The sequence below is a fragment of the Butyrivibrio sp. AC2005 genome (genome assembly GCF_000424145.1).
Taxonomy (GTDB): Bacteria; Bacillota; Clostridia; order Lachnospirales; family Lachnospiraceae; genus Butyrivibrio.
On the sequence record NZ_AUJI01000068.1, the window covers coordinates 1 to 13,962 of the forward strand.

A 13,962-nucleotide genomic window follows, 5' to 3' on the forward strand; every position below is an offset into this window, starting at 1 on the left:
AGGTGTCAAACAATCTAACTGTACCCTTTGTCTGACACCCTATGCAGCCTCATTTAAAGTGAAGATTGAGGACTCATTTAATGTGCCGGACAACAGTATACCCGCTTTACAAAGAGCTTCAATATCCCTGTTTATCGTCCTTCTGGATACTTCGAAATGATCAGCGAGCTCCGGAGCCGTTGTTATCTCCTTCTGCAGCAGTATAGATAATATTCCTATCAGTCTGTCTATCTTCATTTGATCACCCTTTTCGCATATCTTATCAAACCGAACAGGACAACTGTATGTCATGTTCTTTATTAAAAAATTCCGCTTTCGGAATTTTCTGCTTTGACTTCCAACCATCCTTTGGCATGAGATGCAGAAATAGTGGTAGTGTATTCTCCCGTTTTAGGAACTGTTAATTCAAAATCTGCATTCTCACCCTTGACACATTTATCTGCGCGATAAATCGAAATTTCATCCGCCATAGTGATCACTATATCTGCTTTTCCTCCATCGATCTGCCAGGAAACATGCAGTGTTTCTCCTTCATTGAGTGCCATGGTCTCCGAGTCATCTTTATTCATCAAATTGAAGTTCAGGTAAAATCTATTTGGGTTCTTTGAGCAAACCCTGTCCCCATCAAACCTGGCCTGATTATGAATTATATAACTCTGTCCGATTATTATCATCATGATAATAGCAATAATTGCTATTAATATCTCTTTCTTTCTATTTAGCATGCCTTCTGTCCTTTCCTGATAATATCCAAATAGAATTCTTCGAGAGAATCAGCCTCGCCAATATAGCTGTTCTTTAACTCCTCAGCAGTTACCTCTGTTACAAGCTTTCCTTCTGAAATGATGCCAAATACCGTCGCAACCTTCTGAAGTTCTCCAAGTATATGGCTTGATATCATAATCGTCATGTTCTTTTCTTCATTAAGCCTCTTTATAAGCTCTCTCATCTCGATTATTCCCTGGGGGTCAAGTCCATTAATGGGTTCATCCAGTATGAGAAACTCAGGGCTTCCCAGTAGAGCCATGCCAATTCCAAGCCTCTGCTTCATGCCCAGGGAAAACTTTCCTGCCTTCTTTTTGGGTTCTCTTGACAATCCTACAAAATCAAGAATGTCCAGTATCTCTTTCTGGTCATGTAATCCCATTGAAATTGCTCTAAGTTTCATGTTGTCAAAAGCATTGAGATACCCGTATATTCCCGGACTCTCAATAAGACATCCGACCTTTGTAAGGTAATTATCGCCTGCAGCAACTTCAATCTCTCCACTGGTCGGAGTTGCGAATCCGACCAACATCCTCATAAGTGTTGTTTTTCCTGCTCCGTTGGGACCAATGAGACCGTAAATCTCACCTCTGTCAATGTGAATATTCATATCCTTAACAGCCTCAAAGGAACCGTATTGTTTAGTCAGATTTTTTGTTTCCAGATAACTTCTCATTTTGTTCCTTCCTTTCTCTGCGAAAACAGTCATTTCACCATATGCCTTCTTAAGCTCATCATCCTTTTCCGCTAGGATTATTTTTTCCATCTGCTCTCTACTAGCAGGATATATCATTATTCTTTCTGTTTTTATCATCATTCTCCTCTTTATTTCTCCTGATTTCATATTATCTTAAAACAAAAAACAGACCTACCTTTACACGGATATAGGTCTGTTTTACACTACTTAAAACTCTGCTATAGCATCTGACAAAACTCGCTGAGTCTATGCGTATTATCTTCTGAAGGTTTATCTTTCGGATCAATGAAAATCGCAGTCGCGGCAAAGCTGGTGATTCCAATGCAGTCCTTTAGCTTAGAAAAAGCTCTCTCTGCCCCGGAACCGCTTTGGCAGGCAAATGCAGCTATAGTCTTATTTTTCAAGTTCTCTTTATTCTCCAAAATAAACGTCCGAAGCGGAGGCGTGAACGTTCCTGCCCAAACAGGAAATCCAAAAATAATCTCATCATAAGCTGACACGTCCAGATCGTATGCCTCAAGCTCGGGCTTTTCTGCCATAACAGCACTCTTCCCGCCCCAGAAAAACTTTGAGAATCCACTGGTAGAATACGCTTTCTTTGGAACAAGTTTTAATTTATCTGCTGGAAGTACCTTTGCCAGTTCATCTGCTATATACTCTGTGTTACCTTCTAATGAGAAATAAATTATAATCCTTTTCATGCCAGAACCTTTCTTGCTTTGTTGCACCATTTCAAATATGCCTCATAGGTTTCTATTCCAAACAGTATCGTAAGATAGAAATAAACATGATCTTCTTCATCAAGTGCTTTTTCAATATTAGCCTTATATACCTGTAATACCTTAAGGTCAGCCTTTATCTGTTCTTCAAAGACTTCTATATTCCTAAGTGCTGTCTCTTTACTTTCAACCCCTCCGAAAAACAGTTTCATCAAAGTCTCATATTTAAGATCGTTGCTTGCCTTCTCGTCTCTTACCCATGCTCTGAGTATCTCTTTTCCCTGACCGGTAATGCTGTAAATGATCTTCTCCCGGCCGCCACTGTCATTACCCTTAAGGCGCCTTACGCTGCCCTGTTTTTCCAGTTCCGCAAGAGCGGGATAAATGCTGCCAAAGCTTCCCTTCCAGAAGAACCTTATACTTCCGTCGATCTGTTTTTTTATATCATATCCGGTCATATCATCATGGGATAACAAGCCCAGAATCACCATGTCTATCTTTCTGTCTTTGGCCATTATTTCCACCTCCAACAGTATTTTAGAACTTTTTTCGGACATTCATCAACACAAGCTCCGCACAATATGCACTCGGTGCACTTTGAATTGCTGCCTTCCTTTGCCATATGTGCGACGTCAAGCCCCATTGGACATTCCTTCCGTTGCCCCTTGCAAACTCTGATTCTACTCCGTTATCTCTATCTGATTGCCTTCGATTACAACTATGCAACTTTCGTAATAATTATCACCAGTCGTACGCGGTCCACTTACAACCTCAAAACCGTCCTTTTTTAACCTTGTCGTTAGCTCATCAACTTTCTCTGTGCTACCAGCGCTAAAAGCAACATGAGCATAACCTGTACGATTCAAGTTCTTTTCCATATCTACAAGTCCAGGTTTATTCATTATTTCCAGCCTTGAACCATCCCCAAAGCTGATAAAGTACGATCTAAATCCTGTATTCTTATTGTGATAACCGGCATTAGAACTACCATCTAAATATTTAATAAAGAATTCTCTGGCTTCTTCTAGCTCATTTACATACAGGGCTACATGCTCTATTTTCATTAATCACTCTCCCGAATTTATATTTGTTGGTTTCTTTCTCTTGTAAAAATCTCAATATATTCCATATATTCTTGATCAGCCTTCGTTATGGATATTAGCGTAGTATTCAACAATCATTTTCTGTACTGAAGGCGGATACATCAAAACAGTGTAATGATTGCCCTTCACACTCTCCTTGTCAACGGAGACAATTCCCAGTTCCTTGCCTTCTGCTGTAGGATACTTTTGGTGAATACCACCAACAAACTTCTCTCCTATCAGACCTTTCTCTTCCAGTACTTCCCAGATTCTTGTCCCCACTATCTTCTTTACATTATCAGCTGAGCATATACGGTTCAACTCATCCTTGATCTCAGTTATGTAATAGAGGTCTTTATATTCAAACTTCTCCATATCTTCCTTCGGGAGATAAAAATCGACTTTTTTCTTCTTTGTAGTACCTCTGCTATACGAGGACTCATTATCGTCCTTATCACCAGAGACTGGCATGCTGATAACAGCATCCGGATTTACACTCATGAACTCAGCTATTTTTTCCAGGAATTCCTTGCCATATTTATCAAATTTATTGGTACCAACTCCGGAAACTCCTAGCATTTCCTGCTCGTTTGAAGGAAGTTTGGCGCACATATCAATCAGAGTCTTGTCACTGAAAACAATATAAGGAGGCATTCCTTCCCTTCTTGCAATTTCCATCCTGAGTAACCTGAGTGCCTCAAACAGTTCATATCCTGCTTTGGTAAGTGAATCCGTACTTCTCGTCTTGGATTTTCCTGCCCTGGCACTGACTTCTTTTTCTTCATAAGTCCGAAGTAGCACTTTCGCATCTGGTTCCTTCAATGCTGCTATATTCCCAAGTTTCACCACACTGTATCTATCATCAGTCTGAATTATATATCCGTCCATGATCATCTGATTCATTAAAAGACGTATATCTGCTTCACTGTGATCTTTAAGGGCACCATATGTCTTATAGTTATCAGTTCCAAGCTCACGAAGCCTTGCTCTGTTTGCACCCACAAGCGTACCAAGAACAATATTCATCCCGTATCTGCCTTTGGTCTCATATACACAGTTGATGACCTGTTTAGCAGCATCAGTCATATCAATCTCTTTATATTCACGATGGCAGTTCCCGCAGTTATCGCATGGAGCGCTTACTTCTTCGCCAAAGTATTCAAGTATATAATTCCTCAGACACCCGGTTGTCCTACAGTAGCCTTCCATTACCTTAAGGCGCTTAATATCCCGCTGTCTGATGAGATCTTCATCCTCAGGATCCACCTCGTTGAAATCCTTTTTTTCCAGAAGGAACTTATTGATCATAATATCCTGGGCCGAAAACAGCAGAATGCACTGTGAATTCTCACCATCGCGTCCAGCTCTTCCTGCTTCCTGGTAGTAGTTCTCCATGCTCTGAGACATATTGTAGTGAATTACGTACCGGACATTAGATTTATCTATACCCATGCCAAAAGCATTGGTTGCAACTATAACTGGTTTCCGATCAAATATAAAATCATTCTGACTGTCTTTTCTGTATTCATTATCAAGACCGGCATGATACCTGGCAACAGGAACACCGTCAAGAGTCAGCATTTCAAAAACCGCATCAACATTCTTCCTGGTTGCACAGTAAATTATTCCGCTCTCGTTACTATGATCTTTGACATATTTTCTTATATAGTCATCCTTATTCTTTATATGCTCAACAGAAAAATACAGATTCTCTCTGTCAAACCCTGTAACAAAAACACCGGGATCACGGAGTTTTAATACACATTCAATGTCACGTTTAACCTCTTCCGTAGCAGTTGCAGTAAATGCACTGACAATGGGTCGTTTTGAAAGCCTCTCTACAAATTTCACTATGTTCAGATAGCTCGGTCTAAAATCCTGTCCCCACTGGGATATACAGTGTGCCTCATCAACTGTTACCATTGAAATATCAGCACTGTCCGCAAAAGAAGTAAACTCCCAGTTATCCAGACGTTCAGGAGCAACATAAATAATCTTGTATGTTCCCGCCTTGGCCATTTCGAGTGCCTTTGTTATCTGAGAATCAGAGAGGGATGAATTGATATAAGCAGCATGTATTCCCGCTGTATTCAGAGATTTTACCTGATCCTGCATAAGTGAAATAAGCGGAGATATGACAATCGTGATCCCAGGCAGCATTATAGCCGGAATCTGATAGCAGATGGACTTACCTGCACCGGTCGGCATTATTGCCAGCACATCCCTTTTCTCATCTAATATTGTATTTATAATTTTGCCCTGGCCAGGTTTAAACGAATCATAACCAAAGTATTGCTTTAGATTTGCCAGTGCAGTATTTCCAAATTCTGTCATATTGCCTCTTTTTAGATGAGTTTCTTCTTACCTATAGCATTGACCCACATCTCATCTTCTCTACCGGGTCTGTTATCTGTACCAACCTCATTGTAAACAATCTCAAATCCTGCATTCTCAAACAACGGAACTATACTTTTCTCATCAAGATCGCTAAATCTGCGATCTCCACGCATCTTAGTGCCATCGCCATATTTGAAAGAAGCATATATAACACCGCCACTCTTAAGGGAAGTATTCAGCTTCTTCATCGTCTCCGGTAGCTGATCCCCCGGCACATGTAGAAGCGAAGCGCAGGCCCAGACTCCATCAAATTCATTATAAAAATCGGTATCTTCAAACCTCATATTCAGAACTTCCTGCCCCAGATATTCAGAAGCCCTCTTCCGCATTTCCTTAGATGCATCAAAAGCTGTTACAGAAAAGCCTGCCTCCAGGAATGCCTTACTATCTCGTCCGCTTCCACATCCCGCATCTAAAATACGACCATGCTCAGGAAGGAGTGCAATGAATCTATTCCTCTCATATGACATATCTGCGTTAACGCTTCCGGCAAAGAATGAATCAGCATTTTCGTTATAATACTCCACATTCTTATCAACCATGGCTGCAGAAATTTTTGGAAGAATCGTCAAATCCGCGGGAAGCCAGTCCACACTCCTAAGGTCATTTACCTCAAGCCACTTAGCAGCCTCCTGCTCCAAAAGCTGAAGTTTACCTTCTTCAACAGTTACCCAATAGCAATTCATATGTAGGTGAAAAGTCTCATAATCATAATCGATGACATCTATCAGATCATGAACCTCAATCTCCGCACCAAGTTCTTCTCTAATCTCCCTTATAAGCGCTTCTTCAGGTGTTTCACCTTCCTCAATCTTTCCCCCGGGGAATTCCCAGCCGTCCTTATAACCCCCATATCCGCGCTGAGTAGCAAATATCTTTGTTTTCCTATTGTAATTGTCACAGATTATTGCTGCGACTACGTTAACAGTTTTCATAATCATCCTACTTCCAGTTTGCTTGTCTTCTTAATGTATTTAGCAGGTATCGGATTATCAAGGTGCCATGTGATACTCATTGGCCTGCTTCCATAATGACTCACATATTTTGCAGTTCCAAGATATGTATACGGAGCTGCACCTGCGATATCCTTCTTAAACTCTCTGACAAATTGCAGAAGCTTCTCTATAGCCACCTTGTGCTTACAAACGAACTCGTACATCCTTGGATTAATCCTGATCCACTCGCCCTTCTTGTAAAATGAATAAAACAGCCCACCAAGGTCTGCATACAATGCGCCAACTACATTTTCTTTACACTTCATTTTGACTTTATATGGCTTCATATAAAAAGTCTTTGAGAAGGCCGAGTTCGTTTTCCCGAATACAACGGAACTCTATTGCGTTCTTCATACCATCTTTACACCTTATTTGGAATAGTTCTCAAAGCACCATTTTGCGATACTTATGATCAGTGCTTCCGGTAAAGGCTGATCATAGGGGATCCGTATCGTGCCCTTGCTTACGTCATAATCGGAGAGTTCCTCCGTAAATACAGCTGTAGCCTCATCACCGGGATAAATGCCCAGATGTTTTTTTGATGCTGCGAAATGAATGATATTACGACCTTTCCAATAAGTGGGCATCGACCAGGAGATCCGTTCCTCCGCGTCCGGCAGTGCATCACGAAGGATCTCCCGGATCTCCATTAATCTGGGCTTATATTTCTCATCCTGGGCATCAATGTATTCATCAATATTCTGCGGTTTCACACAGTAATGATCCTGGTTTTGTCTGCTGAACTCTCTGCCGCATTTCGGACATTTCCATGCCATGGCTTCACCTCTTCAAATCTCGAATTTGTCGTTCTGCATTGTTTTCCGGGAGAACTTGCTAACACTTCAGCCAGACCAATCTCATTTGTCACAAGTAGTTTACTCATGTATTTCCAAAGGAAGCCCGTCCGGGTCACGGAAAAACGTCATTTTTTCACCCGTGAAAGAATCCCGTCGTATCGGTTCACAAGTGATACCCATAGACTCCAATTCTGCGACTGTCTCATCTACACTATCTACACGGAAAGCAAGATGACGCAATCCGTAAGCTTCGGGAGAAGGACGGAGTGGATGATCCTTCATAATAAAAAGTTCAATTTCGCTGTCATCAAGCTTAAGGTCAATCTTCCAATCATCCCGTTCCGGTCTATAGTTCTCTCGCAGAATTCGAAAGCCAAGCTTATTATGGTAAAAGTTCAGAGCAGTGTCTTTGTCGGAACAAATCACCGCAATATGATGAATGCGATTTAATTTCATGAGGCGCCTCCTGTTTTAACCAGAAAAACCGATTTGTAGTTTTTTGGATTATCCTGAAATATTATACTACCATCAGCAATGTTCCGACTCCAATCAAGATACATCCTAAGATTGATTTTACTGTAAACTGTTCATGCAGGAACACGAATGCAAGCACCAGCGTAATCACCACACTGAGCTTGTCTATAGGCACTACTTTGGAAGCTTCTCCCATCTGCAATGCTTTGTAATAACATAACCACGAAGCACCCGTACTGCCGCTCCTATCTGATCCCTAAATATCTTCTGAATTCTTCAAATGTTTTTCTGGACTTATTATCGCGCCACTCGGGAGTCATCCATTCTTCCTGCTGCTTTGTGATGTTAAGCACCTCTCTTATCTCTTTTGCTTTACCCTGCATGGCTCCGGATGAAACTCCAAAAGCTGCAGCTACCTGGGCAGCTGAGATTTCATACTTTGGACGCCATCTGAGAAGATCCCTCTGATTACCTACAAGTTCCGTAACCTGGGCTATGGCATATACTATCCCGGCAGCCCACGTGTTATCACGGCCTTTATACATGTGAGAATCCTTTTTCCTGCAGAGCTTCTGAAGGGCATGAATGCAGAGGTACTGATAGTCTCCGTCCAGATGTTCCTCGCAAAAGGCATCTATCATGCCTGCTATGTTTTCATATTTTGCTTTAAGCGGTTCCGGAATTCCGGTTGCCTTCTTGTTTTCTGCCATCAGTATCTCCTGCCCCTTTAGTCAAAGGGCAAATCCCAGTCTTCATCGTTTCTTTCTTCATACAGGTCAAGCAGACCGTCCTCCCTTGCCTGCTCCCATGTGATTCCATATGGGGCTCCACCGGATGTATATCCTGCTATGAAATAGAAATACTCATCCTGATCAAAGGGCTGGAACTCCGCCTGCTGCTTTTTTCTCTGTCGTTTTTCTTTCTTTGCATTTAGCTGAGCTTCATAAGAAGCCTGTTTCTCCGGACTCAGTACATGTAACAGGCATAACTCCTTCATGGCACATGTCCTGTCTACATTAAACTTCTTTCGATATGCTTTTACGATATGGGAGTCCTCTGTGAATTTCTGCTCAGCATACCACTTCCTTGCTTCCTTCAGCCTTTGCTGGCGTGCTTTTGACATACGCTGTCCTTTCATCACATAGGAACCATAAAGCCATGTTCTTCACCTTTTAACAACCCTGATTTCTTCGCCCATTTTTGGTCTGTAGATATATACTCATCATCCTCTGGTCTGCCAAGCCTGCTCAGATATTTATTCTTGAACTGAACATAGACGTTAGCCGGCGTTTTGGCAGTTACATATTCAAAAGGTGGCTGACTGCCCATTATTGCAGTAAACTCAAGCATATTGCCTGATGTTTCTTCCAGAAAGATCCTGTAAACAGGCGCGTGATTATCCTGTTCCAGTAACCCGGATAGTGACAGCTTCATGAGTTCAATTATTCGATCATCGTAGTTATTGTCTGATAGAAGAATCTTTTCCCTAAACGCATCAATATCATGAACCACCCTGCGTTTATAGAGTCCTTTAACAAAATCCAGCGCATCCTGATCGTTCTCGATATCATCAAACATGACCGTTCCAGCTTTCAGCAAGACTTCAAAATCTGTCTCTTTTGATTCAGTTGCAATGATTATCTCTTTCCTGTTTTCGTCATGATAAATGCAGTTGGGCTTTAGCTTAAATTGCTCTCCGCAATGTGGGCATGTTGGAAAATAGAGATCCCTGTTAAGAATTCTCTTCCTGAGTTTATTATCCCCTGGGATATGAATTTCAGGATAAAGGGTATAATCAAATTCCATTCCGCATCTTGGACATACAGCCGGTTTGGTCATTGTTTTTGGAAATTTATTTGGTGTAGCCATAACCCCTCCTAAGGTTTTTCATCGACTTCAGAATTTACTTAATCACCTTGAAGTTCATACATCTGCCTTCTCTTTTGATGCTCTCAAGCAGCCTTTCCATCATGGGATCACTTTTCTTGCTGGCTATTTCAAAATGCTGCTGGCATTGCTCTTCCATTTCCGTATACATTTCTTCGGTTACAGGAAGCACTCCGCCAACCTGATGTTTCCAGCCGTTCCCGGGGTTGTCAATCATCGCGAATCTCTTTTCCCAGGAGCATCTGCCTCTTTTGGCGCTCTCCTCTGATTTATATGGCTCAAAGCCATCATTCCCAAGAAGTGTCCCCTTTGTTCATCCATACCATACAGCAATTGTTCCTGCATCATATGTCGGGTTCTCCGAAGTTGAATATGCCCTTATATAATAAACATAGCCATACACTTTTTTATTCTCATCACTCATAGTCAATCCCATTCTCCTCACATAATCTTGCAGCTTTTATAAGTCACTCCACAGCCAGTTCCAGGTATCCTCTTGCAATTTTTTCTGCCAGTTCCAATTCTGCTTCCGTGTACCCTTCTCCAAACAGTTCAATCTCTGTTATCGTCTTGACAGGTCTGCCTGGAACAAGCCTCTTGTCCACATATACAGGCTTACTGTCATAATAGATACGAAAGACCAGAAACACTCTTTCCTCATGATCTTTGACGACCTTGTACTCGTCTTTAAAACAGATGCCATACGCACTTGATGATATCAGTTCCGGGAAACCATGCTCTTTCGCATATTTAAGTCCGATATATTTATGCCTGTTCTTCAAATGCTTTCCAACGTATTCTTCGAACATTACCTGGCGATTATCTCCCTTTAGCTGTTTACCTTATCTTTATCGTTCGTAAATACCAGCTATTATTATAGCGGACTGCATATCTGCACACAATCAGTTTGCGTAAAGAATCAGATTATTCCTCAAGCATCCGGTCTCTGGGCATAGATAAGCAGCTGATCCATGAACGGATACCGGTATAGCCTTCCGGCAGTGGTAAGGAATCCCTTCCACTTTTCCGTATCTGCTGATAAATCCTGCGCCGTAGCTTGTGCAAGCCATTTTATCTCATCATATTTTCTTGCCATAGCCTGTTTCTCCTCTATTATTTTATAGTTGCATGTGTACCACAAATGTGATACGCTTAAGCCATGAATAAAGATACATGTTTAATTACGAAGGTGAGTTTTATAAAGTCGAGTGGTATTTCGATGACAAGGGTATCAGTCAGGCTTATGAGTACTTTTTGAAAGCGTCTGCTGTTCAGAAACGTAAGTTTCTTATCCTTGTAAAGAAACTTGCCGACTTTGGTACCATTTACGATAAAACCAAGTTCCGGAATGAGGGCGATGATATATACGCTTTTAAGCCTCAGCCGGACAGATATCTTTGCTTTTTCTTCACAGGAAAGAAGATTATCGTCACAAATGCATACCATAAGAAATCAGATAAACTGCCTCCAAACGAAAAGTCCACTGCGCTAAAGAACATGGCAGCGTATAAAAAGGCAGTTGATGAAAAGAATAAGAATGGAAAGGGGGAATAATGCAATGAAATCCACTTTTGATGAATTTATAACTGATGATCCCAAGCAGAAGGCTTTGTTCGACAAGGAATATGATGATTTCCTTCTCTCTGAGTTTATCATACAAAAAATGGAAGAAGAAAATCTCTCAGTCCGTACACTTGCACAAAAGGCTTCTGTCTCTCCTACCGTGATTCAAAAGCTTAGAAACAATGAAAGCGCCGAAAAAATCACCTACAGCACTTTTATGTCAGTAATCAGATCTCTTGGATACAAAATGCGTCTTGAAAAACTATAAAATATCTTCCCCCGAATAAGCACTCTGCCTATCCGGGGGATTTTTCACTCACCTGTAATTAATCTTTACGCTTTATGCCAAAGCCTGTGCGCCTCTGTCCTTATTCATTTGACGAGGTTCTCTGTTTTCCTCATTCTTGGCAACAACATCTTTCTTCTGAGCAAGTCTCTCCTTAAGGGAAGGACGTTCCTGCTTCTTTTCTTCCTTAGCTTCGGTCTTTGTAACCGTTGCTTCTTTTGAAGCCTCAGCTTCCTTTGCCGCAGCTCTCTCCTTTGCCTTGTCAGCACGGAAAAGCTCATGCTCCTTTGCATCATAAGCATACACATGATCGGAAAGTCTTTCCTCCGGAGATACCTGTGTGGCATTCACATCCTGAACCATGCTCTCAAGAGTCTTAAGATCCATCTGATCATTCTTAGGCACGATCAGCACCTCATGCACACTCGAAGGTAAGATGAAATAATCCTGCCCCAGCTTCTCGGTGATATCGTCCATGACTTTATCATTAAGGAGAACCGCAGCACCATTGAGCTTGTCCTCATTGGAAAGGACGAACATCATTTCATCCTGTGTAGGCGGGAGCATCCCGACGATAGCATCTCTGGCCTGTTCTTCCGTCATGCCGTTTCGCATCATATCGGGAAGCATCATATCCACCATGGTCTCCGTCATGCTCTTGAAAGTTGCCGGTGTAAGGGTGTCCATGTTATCAAGGGCGAGCTTATGAAGCTGCTCTACATCCACCCCGTAGCTCTCCATGAGCCTGTTGGTGATAGGTGCAGACATATTGCCACTCTCTTCCTTACCAATAGCGATATGATATGTGACAGCCAGATCATCCAAAGTCATACTGCTGTCATCAGTCCATGTTCCTGCCGGCATGTCATAAGTTCCATGTCCTATCATTGTTGTCACAGGATCCGTCTGAACTTCTTCCCTGCTCCTAAACTGCACGGGGCAGCCAAGTGCGTCTCCTACCACAACACCCATGATTCCTGAAAGCCATATATTATTAGGATTTCTTCTCACATTAATATCCGTCATAATTGCTGCACTCCATTTATCATTTCATCCACATTTCCTAGAAAAATCTTACTTTCATATCCCTGGCGCCATCATCGACGCCAGGAAGATGGATATGAGCATCTGTAATATCTCCCATAAATTAAACCTCTTAGAATCTACTATCGGAGCTTTATCTGCGCTGACCGCTTCTTCTTGCATAATCCTCTCGGATATCCGCATCCCAGTATCCGCAATCCAGCTCCTGGTCAGCCTCATCGCAGGAATTAGCCACCATGACGGAGCAAACAGCCTTAGATACACCGGCATACAACATCTCTGTTCCTACAGAATCATGCATATAGTTGACCGCCCTGTTCTTCTTGATTCCAAAACGCTGTGCCTCAGCATAGGAATCGATATTCGCACCTATGAAAATGAACTGCCATCCATACTTCTTCTGCTCATGCTGGATCATCTTCTTTATCTGACCATATGAATATTTGCTGCTGGCATTCTCCATTCCATCAGTAGTTATCACGAAAATAGTCTTCTCAGGTCTCTTATCCTTGGGAGCGTGCCTGTGAACATTAACTGTGCGCTTGATAGCTCCGCCGACTGCGTCCAGAAGGGCTGTGCATCCTCTAACATAGTACTCTTCAGGAGTAATGTCCTTAACCTCTCTGATATCCACTCTGTTGTGAAGAACCTCTGTCACATCATCAAAAAGGATCGTTGATACATATGCCTTTTCGCCGGTCTCGCGCTGCTTTTTTATCATGGAATTGAAACCGCCTATTGTATCCAACTCCAGTCCGCCCATTGATCCGCTTCTGTCCAGTATATAAACAATCTCTGTATAACCTTTACTCATCTCGATACCTCCATCGTAACGATCATTTGTTTATACTCCTCTGCAGCGGAGCTCCATCTGATAATGTCATGTTACTATGAAGGCAAACAAAAATGGGGCTGTCGCATTAGATGATTAAATCATCTGGGCGATGGCCCTTTTTCAGGCCTAAAAATCGGTACTTATATCTGCTTTCTGCTCATATCTCATATTTTTAGAGTAACTTAATAGTCCGAAGATATCTTCGGATCAGATACAGGAGTTTGATTTTTAAGGATCAAAAATTATGCCGTTTTCTTTAGCTCAAAAAGATGAGTTCCTGTTCGGCCGGCCATGATCTTGTGATGCAGTTTATTGATATCGAATCCGATTGCAAGCAACACGCTTTGTGCAAGAACATTCTTCGTCCCCTTATACAAATATCTTCTGAAGTTCATGTCTTCTTTTACATTTGCAAATGAAC

General features: G+C 41.8%; 20 protein-coding genes and 4 pseudogenes. 2 read left to right on the top strand and 22 right to left on the bottom strand.

The window, feature by feature from the left end; genetic code table 11:
• Nucleotides 1–96 precede the first annotated feature (96 nt).
• From G602_RS0116355 to G602_RS30630, 19 genes and pseudogenes are all read right to left on the bottom strand, one after another.
• Nucleotides 97–237: pseudogene (locus tag G602_RS0116355) on the bottom strand (helix-turn-helix transcriptional regulator); the annotation flags it as partial.
• A 62-nt stretch (nt 238–299) separates the two neighbouring features.
• Entirely contained in the window at nt 300–725 is a 426-nt protein-coding gene (locus tag G602_RS0116360; protein WP_026659940.1) for a hypothetical protein, read from the bottom strand.
• Nucleotides 719–1,582 (bottom strand): ATP-binding cassette domain-containing protein, encoded by an 864-nt coding sequence (locus G602_RS27115; RefSeq protein WP_207638179.1) that lies wholly within the window; start codon nt 1,580–1,582, stop codon nt 719–721. Before G602_RS27115 ends, G602_RS0116360 begins: the two co-directional genes overlap by 7 nt.
• Nucleotides 1,583–1,680: 98 nt before the next feature.
• Nucleotides 1,681–2,163, bottom strand: a complete 483-nt coding sequence (locus G602_RS0116370) for a flavodoxin family protein (protein ID WP_026659941.1) — start codon at nt 2,161–2,163, stop codon at nt 1,681–1,683.
• Nucleotides 2,160–2,696: a PadR family transcriptional regulator gene (locus G602_RS0116375; protein WP_026659943.1), complete on the bottom strand. Its 537-nt coding sequence runs from the start codon at nt 2,694–2,696 to the stop codon at nt 2,160–2,162. The genes G602_RS0116370 and G602_RS0116375 overlap by 4 nt, the downstream gene beginning before the upstream one ends.
• 165 nt (nt 2,697–2,861) lie before the next feature.
• On the bottom strand, nt 2,862–3,245 hold the full coding sequence (locus G602_RS0116380) for a VOC family protein (protein WP_022773459.1): 384 nt from the start codon (nt 3,243–3,245) through the stop codon (nt 2,862–2,864).
• Between the two features lie 75 nt (nt 3,246–3,320).
• Nucleotides 3,321–5,597 carry a DNA helicase RecQ gene (gene recQ, locus G602_RS0116385; protein ID WP_026659944.1) on the bottom strand — a complete coding sequence of 759 codons (2,277 nt, stop codon included), beginning with the start codon at nt 5,595–5,597 and terminating at the stop codon, nt 3,321–3,323.
• A gap of 11 nt (nt 5,598–5,608) precedes the next feature.
• Nucleotides 5,609–6,202, bottom strand: a complete 594-nt coding sequence (locus G602_RS32100; RefSeq protein ID WP_026659945.1) for a class I SAM-dependent methyltransferase — start codon at nt 6,200–6,202, stop codon at nt 5,609–5,611.
• A pseudogene (locus G602_RS32105) lies at nt 6,200–6,595 on the bottom strand ((deoxy)nucleoside triphosphate pyrophosphohydrolase); the annotation flags it as partial. The pseudogene G602_RS32105 and the gene G602_RS32100, both read right to left, overlap by 3 nt.
• A 2-nt stretch (nt 6,596–6,597) precedes the next feature.
• Entirely contained in the window at nt 6,598–6,921 is a 324-nt protein-coding gene (locus G602_RS31935; RefSeq protein ID WP_026659946.1) for a hypothetical protein, read from the bottom strand.
• A 102-nt stretch (nt 6,922–7,023) separates the two neighbouring features.
• Complete coding sequence (locus tag G602_RS0116405) at nt 7,024–7,431, bottom strand: iron chaperone (protein ID WP_026659947.1); 408 nt, start codon at nt 7,429–7,431, stop codon at nt 7,024–7,026.
• 99 nt (nt 7,432–7,530) lie between these two features.
• On the bottom strand, nt 7,531–7,908 hold the full coding sequence (gloA2, locus tag G602_RS0116410; RefSeq protein ID WP_026659949.1) for an SMU1112c/YaeR family gloxylase I-like metalloprotein: 378 nt from the start codon (nt 7,906–7,908) through the stop codon (nt 7,531–7,533).
• 61 nt (nt 7,909–7,969) lie between these two features.
• Nucleotides 7,970–8,164 (bottom strand): annotated as a pseudogene (locus G602_RS32110) (EamA family transporter); the annotation flags it as partial.
• A 7-nt stretch (nt 8,165–8,171) separates the two neighbouring features.
• Nucleotides 8,172–8,636 carry a DUF6398 domain-containing protein gene (locus G602_RS0116415; RefSeq protein WP_026659950.1) on the bottom strand — a complete coding sequence of 155 codons (465 nt, stop codon included), beginning with the start codon at nt 8,634–8,636 and terminating at the stop codon, nt 8,172–8,174.
• Nucleotides 8,637–8,653: 17 nt separating this feature from the next.
• The gene (locus G602_RS27125; RefSeq protein ID WP_155829962.1) at nt 8,654–9,049 is read right to left on the bottom strand and encodes a hypothetical protein; all 396 of its coding nucleotides are present in this window, start codon (nt 9,047–9,049) and stop codon (nt 8,654–8,656) included.
• A gap of 14 nt (nt 9,050–9,063) precedes the next feature.
• The gene (locus G602_RS0116425; RefSeq protein WP_026659951.1) at nt 9,064–9,795 is read right to left on the bottom strand and encodes a CpXC domain-containing protein; all 732 of its coding nucleotides are present in this window, start codon (nt 9,793–9,795) and stop codon (nt 9,064–9,066) included.
• 34 nt (nt 9,796–9,829) lie between these two features.
• Nucleotides 9,830–10,030 (bottom strand): hypothetical protein, encoded by a 201-nt coding sequence (locus tag G602_RS0116430; protein WP_026659952.1) that lies wholly within the window; start codon nt 10,028–10,030, stop codon nt 9,830–9,832.
• Nucleotides 10,031–10,280: 250 nt separating this feature from the next.
• Nucleotides 10,281–10,622, bottom strand: a complete 342-nt coding sequence (locus tag G602_RS0116440) for a hypothetical protein (RefSeq protein ID WP_026659953.1) — start codon at nt 10,620–10,622, stop codon at nt 10,281–10,283.
• 122 nt (nt 10,623–10,744) lie between these two features.
• Nucleotides 10,745–10,909, bottom strand: a complete 165-nt coding sequence (locus G602_RS30630; protein WP_155829964.1) for a hypothetical protein — start codon at nt 10,907–10,909, stop codon at nt 10,745–10,747.
• 77 nt (nt 10,910–10,986) lie between these two features.
• Here G602_RS30630 and G602_RS0116450 point away from each other — a divergent pair, with 77 nt between their 5' ends.
• Both G602_RS0116450 and G602_RS0116455 read left to right on the top strand, forming a co-directional pair.
• Entirely contained in the window at nt 10,987–11,367 is a 381-nt protein-coding gene (locus G602_RS0116450; RefSeq protein WP_026659954.1) for a type II toxin-antitoxin system RelE/ParE family toxin, read from the top strand.
• 4 nt (nt 11,368–11,371) lie between these two features.
• A complete protein-coding gene (locus G602_RS0116455) occupies nt 11,372–11,644 on the top strand; it encodes a hypothetical protein (RefSeq protein WP_026513646.1) in 273 nt (90 codons plus the stop codon).
• A gap of 72 nt (nt 11,645–11,716) precedes the next feature.
• On the opposite strand, the gene G602_RS27130 is transcribed toward G602_RS0116455, so the two are convergent.
• From G602_RS27130 to G602_RS32115, 3 genes and pseudogenes are all read right to left on the bottom strand, one after another.
• Entirely contained in the window at nt 11,717–12,688 is a 972-nt protein-coding gene (locus tag G602_RS27130; RefSeq protein WP_049945287.1) for a DUF5688 family protein, read from the bottom strand.
• 151 nt (nt 12,689–12,839) lie between these two features.
• A complete protein-coding gene (locus G602_RS0116470) occupies nt 12,840–13,520 on the bottom strand; it encodes a vWA domain-containing protein (RefSeq protein WP_026659956.1) in 681 nt (226 codons plus the stop codon).
• 263 nt (nt 13,521–13,783) lie between these two features.
• Nucleotides 13,784–13,962: pseudogene (locus tag G602_RS32115) on the bottom strand (IS5/IS1182 family transposase); the annotation flags it as partial.

Bases quoted from the DNA above. Each gene is read 5' to 3' on its own strand.
- G602_RS27130 (WP_049945287.1), bottom strand. From the start codon at position 12,688: ATGACGGATATTAATGTGAGAAGAAATCCTAATAATATATGGCTTTCA.
- G602_RS0116415 (WP_026659950.1), bottom strand. From the start codon at position 8,636: ATGGCAGAAAACAAGAAGGCAACCGGAATTCCGGAACCGCTTAAAGCA.
- G602_RS0116405 (WP_026659947.1), bottom strand. From the start codon at position 7,431: ATGGCATGGAAATGTCCGAAATGCGGCAGAGAGTTCAGCAGACAAAAC.
- G602_RS30630 (WP_155829964.1), bottom strand. From the start codon at position 10,909: ATGGCAAGAAAATATGATGAGATAAAATGGCTTGCACAAGCTACGGCG.
- G602_RS0116455 (WP_026513646.1), top strand. From the start codon at position 11,372: ATGAAATCCACTTTTGATGAATTTATAACTGATGATCCCAAGCAGAAG.
- G602_RS0116370 (WP_026659941.1), bottom strand. From the start codon at position 2,163: ATGAAAAGGATTATAATTTATTTCTCATTAGAAGGTAACACAGAGTAT.
- G602_RS0116430 (WP_026659952.1), bottom strand. From the start codon at position 10,030: ATGATTGACAACCCCGGGAACGGCTGGAAACATCAGGTTGGCGGAGTG.
- G602_RS32100 (WP_026659945.1), bottom strand. From the start codon at position 6,202: ATGGTTGATAAGAATGTGGAGTATTATAACGAAAATGCTGATTCATTC.
- gloA2 (WP_026659949.1), bottom strand. From the start codon at position 7,908: ATGAAATTAAATCGCATTCATCATATTGCGGTGATTTGTTCCGACAAA.
- G602_RS31935 (WP_026659946.1), bottom strand. From the start codon at position 6,921: ATGAAGTGTAAAGAAAATGTAGTTGGCGCATTGTATGCAGACCTTGGT.
- G602_RS27125 (WP_155829962.1), bottom strand. From the start codon at position 9,049: ATGTCAAAAGCACGCCAGCAAAGGCTGAAGGAAGCAAGGAAGTGGTAT.
- G602_RS0116360 (WP_026659940.1), bottom strand. From the start codon at position 725: ATGCTAAATAGAAAGAAAGAGATATTAATAGCAATTATTGCTATTATC.
- G602_RS0116425 (WP_026659951.1), bottom strand. From the start codon at position 9,795: ATGGCTACACCAAATAAATTTCCAAAAACAATGACCAAACCGGCTGTA.
- recQ (WP_026659944.1), bottom strand. From the start codon at position 5,597: ATGACAGAATTTGGAAATACTGCACTGGCAAATCTAAAGCAATACTTT.
- G602_RS0116380 (WP_022773459.1), bottom strand. From the start codon at position 3,245: ATGAAAATAGAGCATGTAGCCCTGTATGTAAATGAGCTAGAAGAAGCC.
- G602_RS0116450 (WP_026659954.1), top strand. From the start codon at position 10,987: ATGTTTAATTACGAAGGTGAGTTTTATAAAGTCGAGTGGTATTTCGAT.
- G602_RS0116440 (WP_026659953.1), bottom strand. From the start codon at position 10,622: ATGTTCGAAGAATACGTTGGAAAGCATTTGAAGAACAGGCATAAATAT.
- G602_RS0116470 (WP_026659956.1), bottom strand. From the start codon at position 13,520: ATGAGTAAAGGTTATACAGAGATTGTTTATATACTGGACAGAAGCGGA.
- G602_RS0116375 (WP_026659943.1), bottom strand. From the start codon at position 2,696: ATGGCCAAAGACAGAAAGATAGACATGGTGATTCTGGGCTTGTTATCC.
- G602_RS27115 (WP_207638179.1), bottom strand. From the start codon at position 1,582: ATGATGATAAAAACAGAAAGAATAATGATATATCCTGCTAGTAGAGAG.